Raw genomic sequence first — 21,290 nt, forward strand, 5'->3', positions numbered from 1 at the left:
CCTCGGGTCCGACCGCTGCCGGTACCCGGACGCCCGGTGGTTCCTCGGAACCACCGGGCGTCCGTGCTTGCGCCGCAGGCACCCCGACACGCGCCGGGTTGTGAACGCTTGGTGTGGATCCGGCCACGTTGCCCCGGCACGCCGTGCTCCCTGCACCGCGGGGGCCGCGCGGCGCGGCACAATCGGCTCCATGCCCACGAACCGTCGCCCGTCCACGCCCGGCGCCTCGCCGCGCCCGGGTGGCGGTCGCAGCGGAGGTGCGCGGGGCGACGGTCGGTCGTCGACCGGCCGCGCGCGGGGCGCCTCCGGCCCGACGACGTCACGCTCCGACGCGGGCACGTCCGGCGGGGCCGGCACGGGTGCCCCGAAGGCCCGACCGGTGACGGGCGCGACCAAGGGTGCGGGCGCAGCCAAGGGATCGAGCCCCACGACGGGAGCGGGGCGCAAGCCGGCGGCGCCGCGGAAGCCGTCGACCACGTCGGCGGCAGGCACGGGCACGGGGAACCGACCCGCCGGCGCCGCGAAGTCCCCGACCTCCTCGTCGGCGCGCACCCCGCGGACCCCGCGGACGACCACCTCGACGCGGGCTCCTGCGCTCGCGGACCGTCGCCGCAGCCGCAACGGCCTCCTGCTGCCCGAGGTGGTGACCGTCCGGTCGCTCGTGATCGCCGTCGTCGTGCTCCTTGCGGTCGTCCTGCTCCTGCCCACCCTGCGCGCCTACGTGAACCAGACCGGCGAGCTGCGTGCGCTGCGCGCCGAGGTCGCCGCGGCCGAGGCCGAGCGGGACGACCTCCAGGTCCAGCTCGGTCGATGGGACGACGAGGCGTACGTGATCGCCCAGGCGCGCGACCGGCTGAGCTACGTCATGCCGGGTGAACGCGCCTGGCGGGTCATCGACCCGGAGTCGGTCGTCGACGACCTCGACCCGGAGACGGGACGCAAGGTCACGGACGGCCCTGTCGGCGTCGAGGGCAACGACGGTGCACCCTGGTACACCTCGCTGTGGCGGTCTGTACAGCTCGCGGGGGAGCAGCCGGCACCGGGGGAGACACCGCCCGAGGACGGCGCCGACGTACCCGCCGAGACCGACCCGCCCACCCCCACGCCCTAGGCCACGACGGACCACCGGTCCGTCCGCGGCGACGTCGATTCTCGTTCCGGCCGCTCGACCGGGGAGAATGGGGTGGCGCCGGATCTCGGCGTCGACCAGCACCGCACGCCGCAGAACGGAAGACCCTCGTGAACGACTCGACCCCCTCCGCCCCGCACGACGCGGACCTCGGTGGCGCAGCCGACGCGTCGTCCGCCCCTGCCAGGTCGACCGACCCGACGGCGACGGCCCCAGTGGCTGCGGACGGTTCCGCGCAGCCCCCGGCCGCACCGGCCGTCTCAGCCGTTCCCGAGGCGGACCGTTCTCGACCCGAGGTGACTGCCGAGGACCTCGAGGTCCTGCAGGAGCAGCTCGGTCGCCCGGCACGGGGCGTCGTGGGCATCGCCGCGCGCTGCGTGTGCGGCCGCCCGCTCGTCGTGCACACCGCACCGCGCCTGCCCGACGGCACCCCGTTCCCCACGACCTACTACCTGACCAGCCCCGGCGCGGTCGCAGGGGCCTCGACGCTCGAGGCGAACAGCGTCATGAAGGAGATGTCCGAGCGGCTGACCCAGGACGAGGCTCTCGCGGCCGCCTACACCCGGGCGCACGAGCACTACCTCGCGGCGCGCGAGTCGCTCGGGCACGTCGAGGAGATCGCGGGCATCTCGGCGGGCGGCATGCCCGTGCGGGTCAAGTGTCTGCACGTGCTCGTGGGCCACGCGCTCGCGGCCGGTCCTGGCGTGAACCCGCTGGGTGACGAGGCGCTCGTCATGATCTCGGGCACCTGGCGCGCGGACCGCTGCACCTGCTGAGCGGTCGACCCGCGGACCTGCGCGCCGCCGTCGGCTGTGATGCTCGTGACGCCGACCGTCCACGGGCGGCGTCCGCGCCCGCAGCGGCGGCGACGGGTGGCACCCTTGATGTCATGACTTCTTCTCGCGTCGCCGCGATCGACTGCGGCACCAACTCGATCCGCCTCCTCGTCGCCGACGTCGACCCCGAGACGGGCGTGCTCACCGAGCTCGACCGCCGCATGGAGGTCGTACGTCTCGGCCAGGGCGTCGACCGGACGGGCCGACTGGCCCCGGAGGCGCTCGCGCGCACGCTCGACCAGGCGGCCGAGTATGCCCGGGTGATCGAGGAGCTCGGGGCGACGCGCACGCGGTTCGTGGCGACGTCGGCCACGCGGGACGCGGAGAACCGCGGCGAGTTCGTCGAGGGCGTCCTGGCCCGCCTGGGCGTCGAGCCCGAGGTCGTGTCCGGGACGGAGGAGGCCGAGCTGTCGTTCCGCGGCGCGACGGGCGTGGTCGCGGCGAACCACCCCGGTCCGTTCGTGGTCGTGGACCTCGGGGGCGGGTCGACCGAGCTCGTGCTGGGCACCGACGCCCCGGAGGCCGCGTGGTCCATGGACGTGGGCTGCGTGCGCATGACCGAGCGCCACCTGCGCTCGGACCCGCCGACGGCCGAGGAGATCTCGGCGGCGCGGGCCGACGTGCGGGCAGCGCTCGACACGGCCTCGCTCACGGTCCCGCTGGGCAAGGCCGCGACGCTCGTGGGGCTCGCGGGTTCGGTGACGACCGTGACGGCGCACGCGCTGGGCCTCGAGCGGTACGACCGCGACCGGATCGACGGCGCGGTGCTGTCGGTCGACCAGACGCTGGCCGCGTGCGAGGACCTGCTGGGCCGCACGCGCGCCGAGCGCGAAGCCCTGGGCTTCATGCACCCGGGCCGCATCGACGTGATCGGTGCGGGCGCGCTCGTGTGGGCCGAGGTCGTGCGCCGGGTGCGCGACGACGTCGCGGCCGCGGGCGGCGAGCTCACGTCGGTCGTGACGAGCGAGCACGACATCCTGGACGGGATCGCGCTGTCGATCGCGTGACCTCCTCCGCCGAGAAGTGAGTTGGCGCCCCTGGATCGCACGAATCAGGGGCGTCAACTCACTTCTCGGTGAGGCCCGGGACCGCGCGAGACCGGAGCAGCGTGGCAACGCGCGCCACGAGTCGCGCCGGGTGGCGGTAGACGTCGTCGGCCGTGACGACCACGGTCCGCCACCCGAGGTCCTCGAGCCACTGCCTCTTCGCGACGTCCCGGCGCCAGGTCCGGGCGTCGGTGCGGTGCACGTCGCCGTCGTACTCGATCGCGACCCTCTCGGCGACGTAGACCATGTCCGGGAGGGCGACGAAGCAGCCGTTCCCGGCGAGGACCGGGACGTTGACCTGCGGGCACGGTAGGCCCGAGCGGACGAGCACGAGCCGGGTTCGGGTCTCCATGGGCGAGTCGGTCCCGGTGCGGAGATCGTCGAGGGCGGCCCGCATCCGTGCGACGCCGCGCGCACCTGCCGGTGTGCCGTGCACCGTCTCCCGCAGGTGCCCGAGCGTCGACGCCGGGGCCTTGCGGCGCAGGAGCGAGTCCCCGAGCACGATGAGCTCGTCGAGCGGCAGGGTTCCGGCGAGCTGTCGCCACGCGTGCTCAGGGGTGACGACCAGCTGCCCGTCCAGGTGCTGCACCGGCAGCAGGTCGGCGTCGTGCGTGTGGGTCACGCACCCGGTGCGACGGGGGACGACGGCGCTGCTGGGGACGCTCAGGTGCACGCGGGCGTCGCGCGCGACCTGCCGGGGGAGGTCGATGCCGTGGAGACTGAGCGCGCTGCCGTGACTGATCGCCGAGCCCGCGGGCGCGCATCGCATCATGGCGGCGGCCCGGACGGGGAGAGCGTCGGCCTGCTCTGCCGCGACGCGCAGGCCACGGGTGGGGATCGCGAGGCGTGGGTGGCGCAGCGCTTTCGAGGAGAGCCCGGAGGCTCGGCCCTCGGCCAGGGTGAACGGTTCGTCGGTCCGCATGCGGGCACTGTGCCGCGAGGCGGGTGGGGGCGGGGGCCGCAGCGGGCGACCTGTGGACACGGGTGTCGGGAGCGCACTCTGTGGACGCGCACCTTGCCCCGCCGAGAAGTGAGTTGGCGCCCCTGGATCGCACGAATAAGGGGCGTCAACTCACTTCTCGGCGGCAGCGGCCGCTGGGTTCCGGGGCCGCTCGCGACACGCGGTAGTTCACTCTGGCCGGTAGTGCGGGTTGCGTAGTAGTGTCTGCCGCACAGGAGTCGGGCGAGCAGGGAGTCAGGGTGGACACCACACAGCTGTTGAAGGGCGTCCTCGACGCGGCGGTCCTCGCCGTCGTCGCGGACGAGGACGGGTACGGGTACGACGTCGTGCGCCGCCTGCGGGCCGCCGGCCTCCAGGAGGTGGGCGACGCGTCGGTCTACGGCACGCTGCGCCGCCTGTACACCGGCGGCATGCTCACGAGCTACGTCGTCCCCTCGGACGAGGGCCCGCACCGCAAGTACTACGGCATCAACGCGCAGGGCCGGGCCATGCTCGACACCCAGCGCAAGGAGTGGCAGGAGTTCTCCGGCACGCTGACCGGCCTCCTCATGACCTCGGAAGGAGCCGCATGATGTCCACGACCCTGAGCCCCGAGGCCGTGATCCTCGACCAGGTCCGCCGCTACGCCGCGGACGTCCGCGCGCACCTCGCCGACCTCTCGCCCGAGCAGGTCGACGACCTCACCGACGGTCTCGAGGCGGACCTCGCGGAGGCGCTCGCCGACATGCCGGGCGCGCTGCGTCCGCTCCCGGAGGGAGGCGAGGTGCCCGACGGCGGAGCGACCACCCTCCTCGACGTCGCCGCGCGCTTCGGCCCGGCCGCCGGGTACGCGGCCGAGCTCCGGTCTGCCGCTGGCCTGGACCCGGCCGCCCCGGGGCCGCGCCCGCGGCGCAGCCTGGGGGACCGGCTGGCCGCGGACGGCAAGCGGTTCGTGTCGGAGTGGAGGTCCCTGTGGGCCCCCGTGACGTCCTCCGCGCAGTGGTCTGCGTTCCTCGAGTTCGCCGCGGTGCTGCGGCCCGTGTGGTGGGTGCTGCGGGCGTGGGTCGTGGTGCTCGTGCTCTACCGGTGGCTCACCAGCAACCACGGCTTCGAGTTCGTGCCCCAGGTGGCGGTCTGGCGACTGATCCTGCTGCTCGGGATCGTCGTGAGCGTGCAGTGGGGCCGAGGCCGGTGGTTGCGCTGGCGAGCCGCGCAGGTCTTGCGCAAGGTCGTCAACGTCCTCGCGGTCCTCGTGGCCGTGCCGGTCGCGGTCCAGGCAATGTTCGGCGCGAGCGGTGAGCTGAACGGGCTGCCGACGGGCTCCTCTGGCTCGTACGACCAGGGGTATCAGCAGGGCGTCAGCGATGCCTCGAACAGTTACGGAGCGAGCGGTGTGAGCACGGGCGGGGCCGGCAGCGGGGTCTTCGTCGACGGCTCGCCCGTGAGCAACCTGTTCGTGTACGACGCGAGCGGCCGAGCCCTGCAGGACGTCCAGATCTTCGACGACCAGGGCCGTCCCGTCCGGACGATCACGGCCGAGGGCGCCACGCAGCCCTGGGTGCTGCCGGACTTCGAGCAGGGGTGGTACTTCCAGCCCTCGTTCTCGACCGACGGGCGCGAGCGCTGGAACGTCTACCCGTTGCGCGGTCTGCCCGAGGGCGCGGTCGAGTGGGACGGCTCCGAGCGTCCGGTCCCGCTCGAGGGTGAGCAGCCCCGGTCCATGCCGTCACCGTTCCTCCAGGCGCAGCCTCTCCTGGTGCCCTCGACGGGTGGTGGGACGCAGGCCCCCGCGCCGGATACCGGCACGGCCCCGGCCGACCCCGGGGCGTCGGCCACCCCGCAGGCTCCGACCGGCGGCGAGGCGCCCGGGGACCAGCCGGCCGAGGGCACCACGGCGCCCTCGGCAAGGACACCGGCTGCGCCCTCCCCGGCCACCGCGACCCCGGTGCTGGAAGCCTCGACGGGGGCTGCGCCGTCGGGCGGCTGACCGTTTCTCGCCGACCCGAGGGCGGCCAGCCGGCCTGGCCGCCCTCGGTGTCGGCCCCTCCGAAACCGCAGGAACGCCCCAAAAAGGCGACCCGCGGAGCGCTTGTGAAGGTTGTCACGCTCACCAATCGGACAGAAGTTCACCAAGAAGTTGAAGACAGTAATACTCTGGTTTCATGCCTCAGAATGACCTGACCTCGGTCACCCCTGCCCAGAACGCGGACGTCGCTGCCTCGCCGCGTCCCCGCAAGGTCCCTCGCATCATCGTCCTGGGTGGCGGCTCTGTCGGTCTGTACTCGGCGCGCCGTCTCCGCAAGAAGCTCGGCAAGCGCGAGGCGGCCATCGTCGTCGTCGACCCGCGCCCATACATGACGTACGCGCCCTTCCTGCCGGAAGCCGCCGCGGGCTCGATCGACGCGCGCGACGTCGTCGCCCCTCACCGCCGCGCCCTCAAGGGCGTCGACGTGCTGCAGGGCAAGGTCGTGGAGATCAACCACGCCGGCCGCAGCATCACGATCCACCCGGAGGAGGGCGACGACTACTCGGTCTCCTACGACCACCTGATCGTCGGCCTCGGCTCCGTCTCGCGCACGCTGCCCATCCCGGGCCTCGCGGAGAACGCGATCGGCTTCAAGAACGTCGAAGAGGCCATCGCGGTCCGCAACCACGTCATCAACCGGATGGACGTCGCGTCGTCCACCTGGGACCAGGAGCTGCGCAAGCGCATGCTCACGTTCGCGTTCATCGGTGGTGGCTTCGCGGGCATGGAGGCGATCGCCGAGATCGAGGACATGGCGCGCTACGCGACCCGCAACTACCCCACGATCGAGCCCGAGGACCTGCGCTTCGTGATGATCGAGGGCTCGGGTCGCATCCTGCCCGAGGTCTCCGAGCCCATGGGGCTGTACGCGCTCGAGGAGCTCAAGAAGCGCGGCATCGAGTTCCACCTGAACACGTTCCTGTCGTCGTGCGTCGACGGCCACGTCGTGACCTCGACGGGCGTCGAGTTCGACACCGACACCATCGTGTGGACCGCGGGCGTCAAGGCGAACCCGGTCCTCAAGGAGAGCTCGGACCTGCCCGTCGACAAGCTCGGCCGCGTGATCGTGCTGCCGACGCTCCAGGTCGCGGACGAGGACGGCAACGTCATCCCCGACGCGTGGGCCGCAGGCGACTGCGCCGCCGTCCCGGACCTGCTGAACCCCGGCAAGTTCTGCCCGCCGAACGCGCAGCACGCGATCCGCGAGGCCACGCGCCTCGCGGACAACCTGGTCGCGATCCTGCACAGCGACGAGCCCGTCGAGTACAAGCACAAGAGCGTCGGTACGGTCGCCTCGCTCGGGTTGTACAAGGGCGTCGCGGAGCTGTTCGGCATCTTCAAGCTCAAGGGCTTCCTCGCCTGGGCCATGCACCGCAGCTACCACGTGATGGCGATGCCCACGGGCAACCGCAAGATCCGCATCGCGATCGGCTGGATGGGCCAGTTCCTCATGGGCCGCGAGCTCGTCTCGCTCGGTTCGCTGCACGACCCGCGTGCGGAGTTCCGCCAGGCGTCCGTGCCGCCCAAGGCCGCGGGCGAGCCCATCAAGCAGGAGGCCGTGTCGTCAGCCTCCGAGGCCGAGAACGGTGGCGCCGGTTCCGCCAAGACCGCCCCTGCGGCGGCCGCAGCCCCGGTCGAGGCCGCCGCTGCCGGCGAGGGCCACGGTCCCGCGAAGAAGGCGACCAAGAAGGCCGCGACCAAGGCCTGAGCCTGCTCGCAGCTCTGCACGCGCCGTGAGGGCGGTCCCGGGTGGGACCGCCCTCCCGGCGTTCTGCTGCGTGGCCGGGGACGGCCACCCGTTTCACGTGAATCCATCGCGGCGCACAATGGACGGGTGAGCACTCGCGTGGTCGACGACCTGCGGTCCCGGGCGGGCCGAGCCCTGTTCGAGCGCGTCGCGGGCCCGGACGGTCCCGCAGAGCGGTCGCGCATCCACGACACCCCGGGCCCACGCTGGTTCCCGCCCGACTCGGCGATCGCGCGCGTGCACGGCGACGCGTCGATGTTCGTGGGCGGCCTGCGCGCGCTGCTGCTCCAGTCGCTGCACCCGCTCGCGATGGCCGCGGTCGCGGCGCACTCCGGGTACCGGGGCGACCCGTGGGGGCGCCTGGCCCGCACGAGCACGTTCCTCGCGGTCACGACGTTCGGGACGGTCGAGCACGCGCAGCAGGCGATCGACGTCGTCCGCTCGGTGCACGTCCGCGTGCGCGGCACGGCTCCCGACGGGCGCCCGTACGCGGCCGACGACCCCTGGCTGCTGCGCTGGGTCCACGTCGCCGAGGCCGACAGCTTCCTCGCCGCGCACCAGCGCTACGGCGAACGCCCGCTCGACGCCGCGGGCTGCGACGAGTACCTGGCCCAGGCCGCGACGATCGCCGACCGGCTCGGGGCCGTGGACCCGCCTCGCTCGCGCGCTGAGCTGGCGAGGGCCTTCGAGGAGTTCCGCCCGCAGCTCGCGAGGACCACCGAGTCCGACGACGTCGCTCGCTTCCTGCTGTCCGAGCCGCCTCTCCCGTTCCTCGCTCGGGGGCCCTACGCGGCGTTGGGGGCGGCCTCGGTCGCGTCGCTGCCGCCGTGGTCGCGGCGCATGTTCCCGGTGCGGTGGCCGATGCGGGGCGAGTCGGTGCTCGTGCGGGCCGGCGGTCGGACGGTCACGAAGGCGATCCGCTGGGCGCTGGCGGGCTCGCGGTAGTGGCCCGGTGGCTGTCCCGAGCGTCGAAGGCGGGGACCGGCTTCCTGGTCCCGCCTGTCCGCCCGACCGTCGCCGGGATATCCTCACCCCCGGCCCCCATAGCCCAATCGGCAGAGGCATCCGACTTAAAATCGGCGCAGTCTGGGTTCGAGTCCCAGTGGGGGCACCGGCGTCAGTGCAGGTCACCCTTGACAGTGGCGGGTAGGAGTCGCGTGTCGTCGTGCGGATTGGTCGCTCGATCGTGGAGGGGAGACGTCTACCAGACGGGCCGCCTCGACTAGCGCGACTGCGATTCGGTCGTCTGGGAGTAGCCCGATTGGGGCCCGGAGGGTGCACTGCCTACGCACTTCGGAGCCACAGGACTCGCTGGCCCTCGGGTAGCTCGGCGTGGAGCTGAGCCCAGGCGTCGTCGTAGGTGGGTGCCTAGGGCGTGAACGCGGGAACGCCCCGCCGTCCAGGGGGGGCGTTCCCGGGTGCGGTTCAGCCGGTCGGGCGTGCGACGTAGGGCATCAGCTTGCTTCCGCCGTAGATGTTGATGATGCGAACGGTCTTGCCGGGCTGGGGGGCCTCGATGACCTTTCCGTTGCCGATGTACATCATGACATGGTGAATGGTGGTGGGGTCGTTGGTGTTGGTGGCAAGAAACAAAAGGTCTCCTGGTTGCTTCTGGCCGTAAGGCACCTTCGGGAGAGTGATGTACTGGTTCTCCGATTTGCGGGCGATTGATATCCCGGCTGCTTGCCAGGCCTTCATCGTCAGGCCTGAGCAGTCGAAGTAGGTCGGCCCCGTTCCGCCGAGCTGGTAGGGCTTTCCGAGCTGGGCGGTTGCGTAGTTGATCGCGGTCTGGACCTTCGATGGGAGCGACGGACCTGGCGGCGTCGGCGTGGCAGGCGGCTGGTAGCCGGGGTATGTGTAGGTCTGCCAGGTCGGCACGGCGGCGTTGGTGTACAGAACGAAGTTGCCGTCGTCCTGAACCTGCATGAAGCCGGCGCCTCGTCCGGAGGTGTAGGTCTGCCAGATCACCGAGTCGTTCGGGCCGTAGAGAACGAGGTTTCCGTCGGTCTGGATCTGAAGGCGGTCAGGTGTCGAGCCGCGGGTGCCGGACTGCCAGGTCCAACCGGCCGGCCCGTAGAGGACGAGGTTTCCGTCGGTCTGCAGGACGAGGTCATAGGCGCCATTCGGCGACATGAGGTGGTCGCCTGGGCGCATGACGCCGTGCGCGGCCAGGCGTGCAGGGTAGTACTTCGTGCCTGTGTTCCACACCGGTGTGGCGTCACTGCGATACAGGACGAAGTTCCCGTCGTCCTGGAGCTGCGCGAAGGTTGCACCCTGTCCATCGACGTCGGCGTGCCACAGAGGCTGGCTCGACGCGTTGTAGACGACAAGGTTCCCATCGGTCTGGAAGCGTGCGAACGCTCCTGGGTTCCCGTCGGTGTCCGACTGCCAACGGACGTGACCGCCGGGGGCGTAGAGGACAAGGTTGCCGTCGGTCTGCATCGCGAGGACGAGGTTCCCGCTCGGCGAGACGAGGCGTTCTCCGCCGTGCAATTCCTCGCCCCCCGCGAGCTGCGGGGTTTCCGGGGTGGCCTGCGCGGGACTCGCCAGGAACGCCCCGCCTATCGCCAGGACAAGAGAAAGAAGGGCCGCGGTGATCGCGCGCACCAATAGCGCACGTGGCCGCGATGGAGATTCGGAGTGTTCGTCTTTCATGCTGCCTCCCCCACACATGGTTGCCTGACCGAACGGTCAGATTGTGCGGCAGTTTGGCGCAAAACCCATCGTCACGCAAGGGAGTGGATGCGTACCTTTTCAACTACTTTGCGAGTTGGGGCCAAGTTTCAACGAATAGCGTCGCTCGCCGCCTTGAAGCTCAGGAGGTTTTTCACCCTTCCAGCAACACGTGGTTCGCCGGGGGCGTGACGCGTTCACTCCCGCGAGGGCGAGGGCGAGGGCGAGGGCGAGGGCGAGGTCGTGACGGGCGGCTAGCGAGCGGGAGCGTTCGGGACGTCCACGGCCGCCGCTACGACAACCCCGTCGGCCCGTCCGGCTCCGGGTCCTCGGCGGCCTCCTGCCCGAGCGAGACCTGGTTCCCGTCGGGGTCGAGCACGCGCGCGACGCGTTCGCCCCACGGCTGGTCCTCGGGCGGCGAGACCACGACGACCCCGGCCGCCGACAGGTGGGAGACGGCCTGGTCGCAGTCGTCGACCGTGACCCACAGGTGCGCGCGCCCCACGTCGGCGCTCTCACGGTCGACCCCGATCCCCAGCGAGGCGTCGCCCACGGTGACCGAGACGTACACGGGTGGGCCGTCGTCGGGGAACTGGTAGGTGACCGTTCCGCGAAGCAGGTCGCGGTAGAAGACGAGCGACCGGTCGAGGTCTGGGGTGACGAGGATGGGGAAGAGCGTGCGGAACATCGGTGGGCCGCCTCTCGCGAAGGTCTCCTCGGAGTCGTTCCCACGTTACGCCAGCAGCAGACGGGCCACTTCTGCGGGCGTCGGCTGCCTGGGACGGCGCTAGGTTGAGGGCACGAGCGCAGCCGCGCCGCACGACCGCGACGAAGGAGCACGCGATGGCAGCCGCAGGCCAGGTGGTGCTCTTCGAGCGCCGGACGTCCGAGCCGTTGCTGCGGCACGTCGTGGGTGGCATCCTGCGCGCCGAGCGCACCGAGCAGGCGCGCACGCTGCTCGACGTCGCGCTCGCGGCGCAGGTCTCGACGGCGTACCTCTCGGAGGTCGAGCGCGGCCGCAAGGAGGCGTCGTCCGAGGTCCTGGCCGCGATCTGCCGTGCTCTCGGCCTGCGTGTGGTCGACCTGCTGGCGCGCAGCCAGGACGAGTTCGACGCCGAGGCGGCACGCCGGGTCGGTGCCGAGCGCCGCAGCCTCTCGTCGCAGCCGCGCGCCGCGCGCGAGCTCCACGCGCTCGTCGCGGCGCCTCGCCCGGCCTCGCGCCAGGGCGCGCCGTCGACGACCGTCCTGACGCTGGCAGCCTGACCGGCCCGCCTACCCGGCCCGGCCCGCCTACCCGGCCCGGCCCACCTACCCTGCCCGGACCGCGCGCCCCGACACACCGGCCCGGACCGCGCGCCCCGACAGACCCGCGCGCCCCCGGGTTCCGCCTAGGGTGAATCCCGCCCCGAGAGACGGCGATCTGTCCGTTTCGCCGCGCGCCGTGCGCCCGTCGGTGGTGTGCTGTCTGGATGTCGCAGACGAACCCGGCGCCCACCCTCCAGGACCTCGTCGACCGCGCCGTGATCCTGTCGGCCGAGCACCAGGCGCACTTCGCCGACCTGGGTGGTGAGTCGGCGTGGGACGCGGACCTGGAGGCGGGCACGCTCACGTTCCACAGCGAGATCCCCCTCGTGTGCGGGGCGCACTTCCTGGGCACGGCGGCGCCCGCGACGCAGAGCTGGCTGTGGGGGTGGCACAACGTCAACCATTTCCCAGAGGGGGTCGTGGCGGCCGCTGAGCACGTGCGTCAGCGTGGCATGACGGGCGGGATCTTCGAGCTCAGCTCGCCGGAGATCCTGCTGACGGACGCGGTCCCGTACCGGCTCGCGCTCGCCGCCAAGGCTGTGACGGGGCACTTCACGCACTTCGCCGGCCCGACGGGCGGCGGCACGTGTGCCTGGTTCCTGCTGACGCACCCACGGTTCGACCTGCCGCCGGCCACGGTCGCGCGGGTCGCGCGGGTGATCTCGGAGGGGTTGGGCAGTACGGCGGTCGCGGATCACCGTCGGGCCGTGCGCGCCTACGCGGTCCTGCGCGGGCTCGACATCCGTTGGGCGGACGAGCAGACCGCGGTCGTGGGTGCGGGGGACGGTGAGGTGACGGTGTCGTTCGACGAGCGGGGCCGCCTGAGCGACCTGTCGACGACGCTCACGTCGGTCCCTGAGCCTGCGCCCGCACCGCTCGCGGCCCCCGAGGTCCCGGAGCGCCGCGGCTGGTTCGGTCGCAAGAAGTAGCTCACCCCCTGGGTGCCCGGCCTTCGCGGCCCGCACCCGGCCGCACCCGGGCGCGGGAGGTGAGCGCCGCCGTCGGGCAGGAGAAGGCCCGACGGCGGCGCTCACCTACGCGGCCACGGCCAGCTTGCGCGAGGTCACGACCGCGTCGGCGAGCCCGTACTCCACGGCCTGGGGCGCGGTGAAGATGCGGTCGCGGTCGGTGTCGGCACGCAGCCGCTCGACGGACTGACCCGTGTGCCGGGCCAGGACGAGCTCGGTCTCCTCGCGCAGGCGCAGGATCTCCTGGGCCTGGAGCGTCAGGTCGGAGATGGTGCCCTCGGCGCCGCCCGACGGCTGGTGCAGCAGGACGCGCGAGTGCTCGAGCACGAACCGCTTGCCGGGCGTGCCCGCGGCGAGCAGCACCGCGGCGGCCGACGCGGCCTGCCCCATGCAGATCGTCGAGACGTCGCAGCGGATGAACTGGAGCGTGTCGTAGATGGCCATGAGGGCGGTGATCGACCCGCCGGGGGAGTTGATGTAGAGGCCGATCTCCTGGTCGGGGGCATCCGACTCGAGGTGCAGGAGCTGGGCCATGACGACGTTGGCGACGCCGTCGTCGATCTCGGTGCCGAGGAAGACGATGCGCTCCGAGAGGAGGCGGCTGAAGACGTCGAACGCGCGCTCGCCGAGCGGGGTGCGCTCGACGACCGTGGGGATCGTGTAGCTGGACATCAGAGGCCGACCTTCCGAGAACCGGCGGTGGGGCGGACGTCGTCGACCGACGTGACGACGTGGTCGACCATGCCGTAGGCGAGGGCCTGGGAGGCCGTGAACCAGCGGTCGCGGTCGCTGTCCGCGGTCACGGTCTCGGTGGTCTGGCCCGTGTGCTCGGCCGTGAGCCGGTGCATGAGTCCCTTGGTGTACTCGAGGTTCTCGGCCTGGATCGCGATGTCCACGGCCGTCCCCCCGATCCCGGCGGACGGCTGGTGCATCATGATGCGCGCGTGGGGGAGCGCGTAGCGCTTGCCCGCGGTGCCCGTGCACAGCAGGAACTGACCCATGCTCGCGGCGAAGCCCATCGCGAGCGTGCTGACGTCGTTGGGCACGAGCTGGATGGTGTCGTAGATCGCGAGGCCCGCGCTCACCGAGCCGCCGGGCGAGTTGATGTAGAGGGCGATGTCGGCGCGGGGGTCCTCGGCCGAGAGCAGGAGGAGCTGGGCGCACACGCGGTTCGCGACGGCGTCGTCGACGGCGGTGCCGAGGACGACGATGCGCTGGTGCAGCAGGCGCGAGGCGAGCTGGTCGTCGAACGGGGAGGTGGGCGGCGGGGCCGCCTCGGACCGCAGGAGCGGTGGCTGGTTCGTCATGCCTCGACCCTGCCTCCGCCGAGGTGGTCGGGGCACGGAGATCTGCCCGGGGCGGATCTGCCGACGGCAGACGGCTGCTCCGCCGTGCTCGGGTGCGGCGACGGACCGCGGCAGCCGGTCAGGCGATCGGGCGGCCCGAGTGCAGGCGGGCGGCGAGGCGGGCGCGGTCCTCGGCGGCGGCGTCGAGCCCGGCGTGACGGGCGGTCCGCAGCGCGTGCGAGGCGGCGCGGTGCTCACCCCACGTCGTGAGCCGGGCGCCGGCGGCGACGAGGAACCGGTCGCTCGGGCGCAGGGCGCGCAGCGACGGCGAACGAAGGTCCGAACGGGTCGGGGCGTAGGTGCTCATGAGGGGTTCTCCTTGCCGTTGATCAGGGGGAACGCGTTGAAGTGGACCTGGACGGGGCGGGCCCCGGGGGTGTCCTGCTGACCGGCGAACCGGTCGAGGACGGTCTCGCTGAAGCGCTGCCACTCGGCCTGGACCTCCGCGAGCTGTTCCTTGGTGAGCCACATGTTGATCGTGGCGAGCGTCGCGCCGGCGTCGAGCCAGGCGCGGTCGAGGGTGCGGGCGTTGTCGAGGAAGTCCATGATCTTGCGCTGGCGCATGGCCTCGAACTCGCGGTTGACGGTGCTGGTCGCGGTGAGGGTCCCGTCCCCGGCCCCGGCCTCGTCGTCGGGCAGCTCGATCGTGAACCCGCCGGGGGTCCGTTCCCACCAGCGCTCGCGCGCGGTGCCGCGACCCGGGACCTCCTGGACGAAACCGTGGCGCTCGAGCTGGCGCAGGTGGTAGCTCGTGGCTCCGCTCGTCTCGGCGAGCAGCACGGCGAGACCGCTCGCGGTCAGGGCGCTGTGGTGGCCCAGGAGGTCGAGGATCTGGATCCGGAGCGGGTGCGACAGCGCCTTGAGCGCGTCGGGGCCGACGGCCCGCTGCGCGGGGTGCTCGGCTGCCTGCTCGGGGTCGTGGTTCGTGGGCATGGCACCACCGTAGCGATGCAAAGATCTCTTTGCAAGAGTTTCTTTGCAACGACTTCTTTGGACCTGTCGGCTGGTCGCGGCCCCGGTGAGACGGGTGCTTGCGCACGAGACGGGTCTCTCGGTGGCCGGTCGGGACACCCGTCTCGCGCAGAACCACCCGTCTCGTGTGGGATCGACCCGACCCTCGGTCTGCTGTGCCCTCAGGCCCCCGCGGTGCGCCCGCCGCGCTTGTACGCGTCCAGGTCGTCGTTGAGCCGTTCGAGCAGCTCGCCCAGCAGGGCTCGGTCGAGCCGGGACCAGTCCGCCAGGACCTCGGCGTAGAGCTCGGCGCGCAGCCCGCGGTGACGGGACAGCTCGTCGATGCCCTGCGGTGTGGCTTCCACCAGGACGGCGCGCCCGTCGGCGGGGTCGCGCGTGCGGCGCGCGAGGCCGGCCTTCTCCATCGCGACGACCTGCCGGGTCACGGTCGAGGCGTCGAGGCCCAGGTGGTCGGCGAGGGTGTTGACGTTCTGGGCCCCGTCGACGAGCAGGTCGTGGAGCAGGAGGTAGGCCGAGCGGTCGAGGGTGCCGCTGCGTGGTCCGTCCGTGCGTGCGGTCCGGGACCGGCCTGCGGCCGTGGTGCGCTCGGCCCGGCGCAGGAGCTGGGCGAGCTCGAGCTCGATGGTCGACAGCACCTCTCGAGAGGCCAGGTCCTGCTCGTTCTCGCCCTCGTCGGGCGACCGATCCCCAGAACTGTTACCCCGAGCAACTGTCATAGGTGTATTCTACAGACAGTTACCTGCATGATGCAGATAAATGCCGATCGGCGTCGCCGCGGGCCCGCATGGCCCGTGCCCGTGCCGACGGCACCCATCAAGCACCCACCAGGCCCTCGGGGGACGTGTGTCCAGAACCACCAGGAACGAGCCCAACAAGACCGCGATCTACGCGACCGCCCTCACCGCCTTCTTCGCCATCGCGGGCATCGCGGTGGTCGACCCGATCCTGCCGATCATCGGCCAGGAGATCGGCGCGAGCACGTGGCAGATCGAGCTGCTCTTCACGGCCTACATCGCGGTCATGGCGATCGGCATGATCCCGGCCGTCCTGGCGACGGGCAGGTTCGGCTACAAGAAGGTCCTCGGCGCGGGCGTGAGCCTGGTCGCCGTCGCGGCGATCCTCGCGGCGCTCTCGCAGAACATCGGGCAGCTCGCCGCGCTGCGCGGCCTGTGGGGGCTGGGCAACGCGATGTTCTTCGCGACCGCGATGGTCCTGCTCGTCTCGCTCGCGAACGACCGCGAGTGGGTCGTGGGGCTGTTCGAGACGTGCGTGGGCCTCGGCTTCGCGGTCGGTCCGCTCATCGGTGGCCTGCTGGGCCAGTTCTCGTGGCGCATCCCGTTCCTCGCGTGCGGCCTGTTCATGATCGTGGCGCTCGCGCTGTCGATCACGCGCCTCAAGGACCCTGCGGAGAAGCCCGTGCCGCTCCACGTGGGCCAGGTCTTCGCGCTCTTCCGCAAGCCGGGTTTCCGGGCGCTGTGCATCGTGACCGCGGCCTACAACTTCGTCTTCTTCATCATCCTGGGCTACACCCCGGTGTTCCTGGGGCTCGACGTCATCCCGCTCGGACTCGTCTTCACGGCGTGGGGCATCGGTCTCGCGTTCGGCATCCTCGTCGTGGGGCACAGGCTCGCGCACACGGTCGGCGCGGTGCAGACCATGGGGATCGCGGTCGTCGGGGTGCTCCTGGCCACGGTCGCGCTCGCGCTCGACCTCGGCACGGCCGGCTCGGTCGTCGTCCTGGTCGTCGCGGGCGTGTTCATGGGCATCGCGAACGCGAACCTCACGGACCTCTCGCTCGCGCTCGGCAGCCCGGACCGTCGCGTGACCACGGGCGCCTTCAACCTGGTCCGGTGGGGCTTCGCGGCCCCGGCCCCCGTGATCGCGGGCCTGCTCCACCCGGTCGGCCTCACGGTCCCGTACTGGGTCGGCGCTGGGGTGCTGCTCGTCGGGGTCGTCGCGTTCCTCGCGACCGCGCACCGGATGGCGGGCGAGCTGGGGGAGTCGGTCCTGTGGTCGCGCTGGAACCGGCGGGCCCGGGCGGTCGAGGGGACGCCCGAGGAGGCGCTGGGCGAGATCTGAGCGGGAGGCGCGCGGCGCCGTCGGGCACCCTTCGCGGGGTGCGCCCCGCGTGCCCGGGGCGACGGGCCTGCCGTGCGCCCGACGGCGCCGCTCGCCCCGGCTCTACGCCTCGCCCTGGTCGGGTTCGCCCAGGGCGGGCGACTCGGGGCCGCCCTCGCGCACGACGCGCAGCAGCCCCGCGAGGCCCAGCCGGAGCCCTTCGAGCTCGTCGAGAGTCAGGCGTTCGAGCGTCTCGGGTCCGGCGGGTCCGTCGCTCGCGACGATGCTGCGCACGGCCTCGGCGCCGCGCTCGGTCGCGGCCACGAGCCGGACCCGGCCGTCCTCGGGGTCGGGGCGTCGGGAGGCCATGCCGGCGGCCTCGAGGCGGTCGACGATCCCGGAGATCGTGGCGGGGCTGACGCCCAGGATCTCGCCCAGGTGGGCCGTGCTGCGCTCGCCGTCGATGAGCAGGATCCCCAGGGCGCGCATCTGCTGCGCGGTCAGGCGCGTGCGCATGAGCGGTTCGAGGCGTCGTGCGAGCACGAGCTCCTGCAGGGTGCGCTGTGCGTCGATCAGCTCGCGCTGGAGCCGGGCGCGATCGCCAGGGGGGTCCGAGGTCACGGCGAGACTCTATCGGAGGCGCTCCGGGCGGCCGCCGGCCCGCGGGACCGCCGAGCCGCGGGGCCGCCGAGCCGCGGGGCCGCCGAGCCGAGGGACCGCCGAGCCGCAGGGCCGCCTAGCCGCAGGACCGCGGGGCCGCCGGACCGCAGGGCCGCCGAGCCGCATGCCCGCGGGGCCGCCGAGCCGCGGGGCCGCCTAGCCGCAGGCCCGCGGGGCCGCCGAGCCGACGGGCGGGCGTCGCCCCGCTCGGTCCGCGAGACGCGGGAACTCTCGGGTTTTGCTTAGCGTTAGGCTAACGACCCTGCGACGACGACGTCGTGACCATCCACCGCGCCCTGGAGGCCCCGTGTTCCGTCTCGCCCGAACGTCGTTGGCGAACCGCGCCGTCGTCGCGCTCGCCACGATCGCGATAGCCGTGTTCGGCGTCGTCAGCATGGGATCGCTCAAGCAGGAGCTCATCCCGAGCCTGCAGATCCCCACCGCCGCCGTCGTCGCCGTGTACCCCGGATCCGCCCCCGCGATCGTCGAGCAGCAGGTCACCGCACCGCTCGAGACCGCCGCGCGCGGGGTCGACGGCGTCGAGGACGTCACGTCGAGCTCGTCGACCGGCATGTCGGTGACGACCGTGCAGTTCACCTACGGCACCGACATGGACCTCGCCGCGCAGCAGCTCCAGACCGCGGTCACGCGCGTGAGCAGCCAGCTCCCCGCCGACGTCGACCCGACCGTCGTGACCGGTTCGGTCGACGACCTCCCCGTCGTCCAGCTCGCGGTCTCGGGCGGCGCCGACGAGACCACGCTGGCGGACACCGTCAACAGCGTCGTCGTGCCCGCCCTCGAAGAGGTCACGGACGTACGCAGCGTCGCGGTCAGCGGCATCGCCGACCAGCAGGTCACGATCGACCTCGACGTCGCGGCCCTCGCCGCGGCCGGGCTCAGCCCCGCCCAGGTCACCACGATCCTCCAGGACAACGGTGTCGTGATCCCCGCGGGCACCGTCGCCGCGGGCGACCGCACGCTGTCCGTCCAGGTCGGCTCGGCCGTGACCAGCACGGACGACCTGATCAACCTCCCGCTCGTCGCCGCGCCGTCGGCGGCGTCCACCCCCGGCGCGGCAGACGCCGCCCCGAGCGCTCCCGTGACCCTCGGGGACGTCGCCACGGTCACCGTGGCGCCGCAGCCCGCGACCTCCTACTCGCGCCTCGACGGCGAGCCTGCGCTCGCCGTGGCGATCACCAAGACGCCGGCGGGCAACACGGTCGAGGTCTCGCACGCGGTCCAGAGCGCGATCGAGGACATGGACGGCGCTCTCGAGGCCAAGGACGTGCGCGTCGAGGTCGTGTTCGACCAGGCGCCGTTCATCGAGGAGTCCATCGAGGGCCTCGCGACCGAGGGCCTGCTCGGCCTGGTCTTCGCGGTCGTCGTGATCCTGCTGTTCCTCACGTCGCTGCGCTCGACCCTCGTCTCGGCCGTCTCGATCCCGCTCTCGCTGTTCGTGACGTTCATCGTCATGAACGCGACCGGCTATACCCTGAACATCCTCACGCTCGGTGCCATGACGGTCGCGATCGGGCGCGTGGTCGACGACTCGATCGTCGTCATCGAGAACATCAAGCGGCACCTGTCCTACGGCGAGCAGAAGACCGCCGCGATCCTCACCGCGGTCAAGGAGGTCGGCGGCGCGATCACGGCCTCGACCGTCTGCACCGTCGCGGTCTTCCTGCCCATCGCGCTGGTCGGCGGCATGGTCGGCGAGCTGTTCCGCCCGTTCGCCATGACCGTCGCGATCGCCATGGCCGCGTCGCTGTTCGTCGCCCTGACGATCGTGCCCGTGCTGGCCTACTGGTTCATCAAGGCTCCTGTCGTCCCGGCCGACCCCGAGCAGGCCAAGGTCCTCGCGGACCAGGCACGCGAGGTCGCCGAGGCCAAGGAGCGTCGCGGGCTGTGGCAGCGGGGCTACCTGCCCACGCTGCGCGCCGCGCTGCGCCACCCCGCGATCACCCTGACCATCGCGGTCGCGGTGCTCGCGGGCACGGTCGCGCTCGTGCCGCGCCTCGAGACCAACTTCCTCGGCGACTCGGGCCAGGACACCCTGACGGTCACCGAGACCTTCGCCCCGGGTACCTCGCTCGCGACGCAGGACGCCGCGGCGCGCGAGGTCGAGGACGCGCTCCTCGGGCTCGACGTGGTCGACACGGTCCAGACGACCGTGGGCTCGGCGGGCGGCCCCGAGGCCGCGTTCTTCGGCGGCGGCGGCTCGCCGCAGGCCACGTTCTCGCTCACGCTCGACGCGGAGGCCGACGGCGTGGCGGCGCAGCAGGAGGTCCGGGACGCGGTCGCGGACCTCGGCGGCGACGACTCCGAGGGGATCACGGTCGCCGGCGCCGACGCGGCGTTCGGCAGCTCGACGGTCGACCTCGTCGTCCGCGCGCCCGACACCGAGACGCTCGCCGCCGCGGCGGACCAGGTCCAGCAGCTCGCCGAGGACACCGAGGGGGCGTCCGAGGTCACGAACAACCTCGCGAGCGCCCAGTCCACGATCCAGGTGACGGTCGACCGGGACGCGGCAGCCGCCGTCGGGCTGACCGAGACCCAGGTCGCGGGCACCGTCGCGAGCCTCATGTCGCCCTCGCCCGTGGGCACCGTGAACCTCGGTGACGGGCCCGTGCAGGTGCGCGTCGCCGTCGGGCAGGCTCCTGCCACGGTCGACGAGCTCCAGGCGCTCGTCGTGCCCACGGCCGCGGGCGTCGTCCCGCTCACGCAGATCGCGAGCATCGACGAGGTCGACGTGCCCACCTCGATCTCGCGGGTCAACGGCGAGCGCAGCGCGACCATCGCCGTCACGCCCGCGGGCCAGGACCTCGGCACGCTCACCACGGCTCTCACGGCGGCGATCGACGACCTCGAGCTGCCGGGCGGCGCGACCGTCGAGCTCGGCGGCGTCGCGACCCAGCAGGCCGACGCGTTCGCCGACCTGGGGCTCGCGCTCCTGGTCGCGATCGCGATCGTCTACCTCGTCATGGTCGCGACGTTCCGCAGCCTGCTGCAGCCGTTCATCCTGCTCGTGTCGATCCCGTTCGCCGCGACGGGCGCGCTGCTCCTGCTGCTCGCGACCGGCACGCCGCTCGGGGTCCCCGCCCTGATCGGCATGCTCATGCTCGTCGGGATCGTGGTCTCGAACGCGATCGTCCTGATCGACCTCATCAACCAGTACCGCGCGCAGGGCCGCGGGCTGGACGAGGCCGTGATGGAGGGCTCGCGCAAGCGTCTGCGGCCCATCGTCATGACGGCCGCGGCGACGATCTTCGCGCTCACGCCCATGGCGATCGGGATCACGGGCGGCGGCTCGTTCATCTCGCAGCCGCTCGCGCTCGTCGTGATCGGCGGCCTCCTGTCCTCGACGCTGCTCACGCTCGTCGTGGTGCCCGTGCTCTACACGCTCGCCGAGCGTGCGGGGGAGAAGCGGGCGGCCCGGCGCGAGGCGAAGCACGAGGCGAAGGCGGCCGAGCTCGTGGGCCGACACGCTGCGGAGGAGCCGGCGGAGCCTGCCGCGCGCGGCTGACCGGACCCGCTCCGGGACGAGAGAGGGGCCCGCCCGTTCGACGAACGGGCGGGCCCCTCTC

General features: G+C 72.4%; 20 protein-coding genes and 1 tRNA gene. 12 read left to right on the plus strand and 9 right to left on the minus strand.

What is annotated here, in order from left to right:
- The first annotated feature begins 190 nt into the window (after positions 1–190).
- From JOD49_RS16010 to JOD49_RS16020, 3 genes are all read left to right on the plus strand, one after another.
- Positions 191–1,111: an FtsB family cell division protein gene (locus JOD49_RS16010; protein ID WP_205308052.1), complete on the plus strand. Its 921-nt coding sequence runs from the start codon at positions 191–193 to the stop codon at positions 1,109–1,111.
- A gap of 314 nt (positions 1,112–1,425) precedes the next feature.
- Positions 1,426–1,905: a DUF501 domain-containing protein gene (locus tag JOD49_RS16015; RefSeq protein WP_205309039.1), complete on the plus strand. Its 480-nt coding sequence runs from the start codon at positions 1,426–1,428 to the stop codon at positions 1,903–1,905.
- A 113-nt stretch (positions 1,906–2,018) separates the two neighbouring features.
- Positions 2,019–2,972, plus strand: coding sequence for a Ppx/GppA phosphatase family protein (locus JOD49_RS16020; RefSeq protein ID WP_205308053.1), 954 nt, complete (start codon positions 2,019–2,021; stop codon positions 2,970–2,972).
- A gap of 58 nt (positions 2,973–3,030) precedes the next feature.
- On the opposite strand, the gene JOD49_RS16025 is transcribed toward JOD49_RS16020, so the two are convergent.
- Positions 3,031–3,933 carry an endonuclease domain-containing protein gene (locus JOD49_RS16025; RefSeq protein WP_205308054.1) on the minus strand — a complete coding sequence of 301 codons (903 nt, stop codon included), beginning with the start codon at positions 3,931–3,933 and terminating at the stop codon, positions 3,031–3,033.
- A gap of 278 nt (positions 3,934–4,211) precedes the next feature.
- Between JOD49_RS16025 and JOD49_RS16030 the strand changes: the two genes are divergently transcribed.
- The 5 genes from JOD49_RS16030 to JOD49_RS16050 all read left to right on the plus strand — a co-directional run bounded on the left by JOD49_RS16030 (position 4,212) and on the right by JOD49_RS16050 (position 8,835).
- On the plus strand, positions 4,212–4,544 hold the full coding sequence (locus JOD49_RS16030) for a PadR family transcriptional regulator (RefSeq protein WP_205308055.1): 333 nt from the start codon (positions 4,212–4,214) through the stop codon (positions 4,542–4,544).
- Entirely contained in the window at positions 4,541–5,938 is a 1,398-nt protein-coding gene (locus tag JOD49_RS16035; RefSeq protein ID WP_205308056.1) for a hypothetical protein, read from the plus strand. Before JOD49_RS16030 ends, JOD49_RS16035 begins: the two co-directional genes overlap by 4 nt.
- 175 nt (positions 5,939–6,113) lie before the next feature.
- The gene (locus JOD49_RS16040; protein ID WP_205308057.1) at positions 6,114–7,685 is read left to right on the plus strand and encodes an NAD(P)/FAD-dependent oxidoreductase; all 1,572 of its coding nucleotides are present in this window, start codon (positions 6,114–6,116) and stop codon (positions 7,683–7,685) included.
- A gap of 126 nt (positions 7,686–7,811) precedes the next feature.
- A complete protein-coding gene (locus JOD49_RS16045) occupies positions 7,812–8,669 on the plus strand; it encodes an oxygenase MpaB family protein (RefSeq protein WP_205308058.1) in 858 nt (285 codons plus the stop codon).
- Positions 8,670–8,761: 92 nt separating this feature from the next.
- A tRNA-Leu gene (locus JOD49_RS16050) sits at positions 8,762–8,835 on the plus strand.
- A 314-nt stretch (positions 8,836–9,149) separates the two neighbouring features.
- Here the strand turns inward: JOD49_RS16050 and JOD49_RS16055 are convergent.
- Both JOD49_RS16055 and JOD49_RS16060 read right to left on the minus strand, forming a co-directional pair.
- Positions 9,150–10,379: an NlpC/P60 family protein gene (locus tag JOD49_RS16055; protein WP_205308059.1), complete on the minus strand. Its 1,230-nt coding sequence runs from the start codon at positions 10,377–10,379 to the stop codon at positions 9,150–9,152.
- A gap of 310 nt (positions 10,380–10,689) precedes the next feature.
- A complete protein-coding gene (locus JOD49_RS16060; RefSeq protein WP_205308060.1) occupies positions 10,690–11,085 on the minus strand; it encodes a VOC family protein in 396 nt (131 codons plus the stop codon).
- A gap of 155 nt (positions 11,086–11,240) precedes the next feature.
- Between JOD49_RS16060 and JOD49_RS20590 the strand changes: the two genes are divergently transcribed.
- Both JOD49_RS20590 and JOD49_RS16070 read left to right on the plus strand, forming a co-directional pair.
- Positions 11,241–11,660 carry a helix-turn-helix domain-containing protein gene (locus tag JOD49_RS20590; protein ID WP_205308061.1) on the plus strand — a complete coding sequence of 140 codons (420 nt, stop codon included), beginning with the start codon at positions 11,241–11,243 and terminating at the stop codon, positions 11,658–11,660.
- A 206-nt stretch (positions 11,661–11,866) separates the two neighbouring features.
- Positions 11,867–12,631: a DUF6882 domain-containing protein gene (locus JOD49_RS16070; RefSeq protein ID WP_205308062.1), complete on the plus strand. Its 765-nt coding sequence runs from the start codon at positions 11,867–11,869 to the stop codon at positions 12,629–12,631.
- Between the two features lie 105 nt (positions 12,632–12,736).
- Here the strand turns inward: JOD49_RS16070 and JOD49_RS16075 are convergent, their stop codons facing one another.
- From JOD49_RS16075 to JOD49_RS16095, 5 genes are all read right to left on the minus strand, one after another.
- Positions 12,737–13,342, minus strand: a complete 606-nt coding sequence (locus JOD49_RS16075) for an ATP-dependent Clp protease proteolytic subunit (RefSeq protein WP_205308063.1) — start codon at positions 13,340–13,342, stop codon at positions 12,737–12,739.
- On the minus strand, positions 13,342–13,977 hold the full coding sequence (locus JOD49_RS16080) for a ClpP family protease (protein WP_205308064.1): 636 nt from the start codon (positions 13,975–13,977) through the stop codon (positions 13,342–13,344). The genes JOD49_RS16075 and JOD49_RS16080 overlap by 1 nt, the downstream gene beginning before the upstream one ends.
- A 118-nt stretch (positions 13,978–14,095) precedes the next feature.
- Positions 14,096–14,323 carry a hypothetical protein gene (locus JOD49_RS16085; RefSeq protein WP_205308065.1) on the minus strand — a complete coding sequence of 76 codons (228 nt, stop codon included), beginning with the start codon at positions 14,321–14,323 and terminating at the stop codon, positions 14,096–14,098.
- Positions 14,320–14,949 (minus strand): ArsR/SmtB family transcription factor, encoded by a 630-nt coding sequence (locus JOD49_RS16090; protein WP_205308066.1) that lies wholly within the window; start codon positions 14,947–14,949, stop codon positions 14,320–14,322. Before JOD49_RS16090 ends, JOD49_RS16085 begins: the two co-directional genes overlap by 4 nt.
- A gap of 200 nt (positions 14,950–15,149) precedes the next feature.
- On the minus strand, positions 15,150–15,704 hold the full coding sequence (locus tag JOD49_RS16095) for a MarR family winged helix-turn-helix transcriptional regulator (RefSeq protein WP_205308067.1): 555 nt from the start codon (positions 15,702–15,704) through the stop codon (positions 15,150–15,152).
- A gap of 127 nt (positions 15,705–15,831) precedes the next feature.
- On the opposite strand from JOD49_RS16095, the gene JOD49_RS16100 reads away from it, so the two are divergent.
- Positions 15,832–17,067 (plus strand): MFS transporter, encoded by a 1,236-nt coding sequence (locus JOD49_RS16100; protein WP_307822585.1) that lies wholly within the window; start codon positions 15,832–15,834, stop codon positions 17,065–17,067.
- Between the two features lie 102 nt (positions 17,068–17,169).
- Here JOD49_RS16100 and JOD49_RS16105 read toward each other — a convergent pair whose 3' ends face one another.
- Complete coding sequence (locus JOD49_RS16105; RefSeq protein WP_205308069.1) at positions 17,170–17,667, minus strand: MarR family winged helix-turn-helix transcriptional regulator; 498 nt, start codon at positions 17,665–17,667, stop codon at positions 17,170–17,172.
- A gap of 346 nt (positions 17,668–18,013) precedes the next feature.
- Here JOD49_RS16105 and JOD49_RS16110 point away from each other — a divergent pair, with 346 nt between their 5' ends.
- Positions 18,014–21,229 (plus strand): efflux RND transporter permease subunit, encoded by a 3,216-nt coding sequence (locus JOD49_RS16110; RefSeq protein ID WP_205308070.1) that lies wholly within the window; start codon positions 18,014–18,016, stop codon positions 21,227–21,229.
- Positions 21,230–21,290 lie beyond the last annotated feature (61 nt).

Source organism: Oerskovia jenensis (genome assembly GCF_016907235.1).
GTDB lineage: Bacteria > Actinomycetota > Actinomycetes > Actinomycetales > Cellulomonadaceae > Oerskovia > Oerskovia jenensis.

What these genes read in the sequence shown, in the direction of transcription:
- JOD49_RS16060 (WP_205308060.1), bottom strand. Translation starts at nt 11,085, where the DNA reads ATGTTCCGCACGCTCTTCCCCATCCTCGTCACCCCAGACCTCGACCGG.
- JOD49_RS16020 (WP_205308053.1), top strand. Translation starts at nt 2,019, where the DNA reads ATGACTTCTTCTCGCGTCGCCGCGATCGACTGCGGCACCAACTCGATC.
- JOD49_RS16090 (WP_205308066.1), bottom strand. Translation starts at nt 14,949, where the DNA reads ATGCCCACGAACCACGACCCCGAGCAGGCAGCCGAGCACCCCGCGCAG.
- JOD49_RS16075 (WP_205308063.1), bottom strand. Translation starts at nt 13,342, where the DNA reads ATGTCCAGCTACACGATCCCCACGGTCGTCGAGCGCACCCCGCTCGGC.
- JOD49_RS20590 (WP_205308061.1), top strand. Translation starts at nt 11,241, where the DNA reads ATGGCAGCCGCAGGCCAGGTGGTGCTCTTCGAGCGCCGGACGTCCGAG.
- JOD49_RS16085 (WP_205308065.1), bottom strand. Translation starts at nt 14,323, where the DNA reads ATGAGCACCTACGCCCCGACCCGTTCGGACCTTCGTTCGCCGTCGCTG.
- JOD49_RS16040 (WP_205308057.1), top strand. Translation starts at nt 6,114, where the DNA reads ATGCCTCAGAATGACCTGACCTCGGTCACCCCTGCCCAGAACGCGGAC.
- JOD49_RS16095 (WP_205308067.1), bottom strand. Translation starts at nt 15,704, where the DNA reads ATGACAGTTGCTCGGGGTAACAGTTCTGGGGATCGGTCGCCCGACGAG.
- JOD49_RS16080 (WP_205308064.1), bottom strand. Translation starts at nt 13,977, where the DNA reads ATGACGAACCAGCCACCGCTCCTGCGGTCCGAGGCGGCCCCGCCGCCC.
- JOD49_RS16010 (WP_205308052.1), top strand. Translation starts at nt 191, where the DNA reads ATGCCCACGAACCGTCGCCCGTCCACGCCCGGCGCCTCGCCGCGCCCG.
- JOD49_RS16070 (WP_205308062.1), top strand. Translation starts at nt 11,867, where the DNA reads ATGTCGCAGACGAACCCGGCGCCCACCCTCCAGGACCTCGTCGACCGC.
- JOD49_RS16025 (WP_205308054.1), bottom strand. Translation starts at nt 3,933, where the DNA reads ATGCGGACCGACGAACCGTTCACCCTGGCCGAGGGCCGAGCCTCCGGG.
- JOD49_RS16055 (WP_205308059.1), bottom strand. Translation starts at nt 10,379, where the DNA reads ATGAAAGACGAACACTCCGAATCTCCATCGCGGCCACGTGCGCTATTG.
- JOD49_RS16035 (WP_205308056.1), top strand. Translation starts at nt 4,541, where the DNA reads ATGATGTCCACGACCCTGAGCCCCGAGGCCGTGATCCTCGACCAGGTC.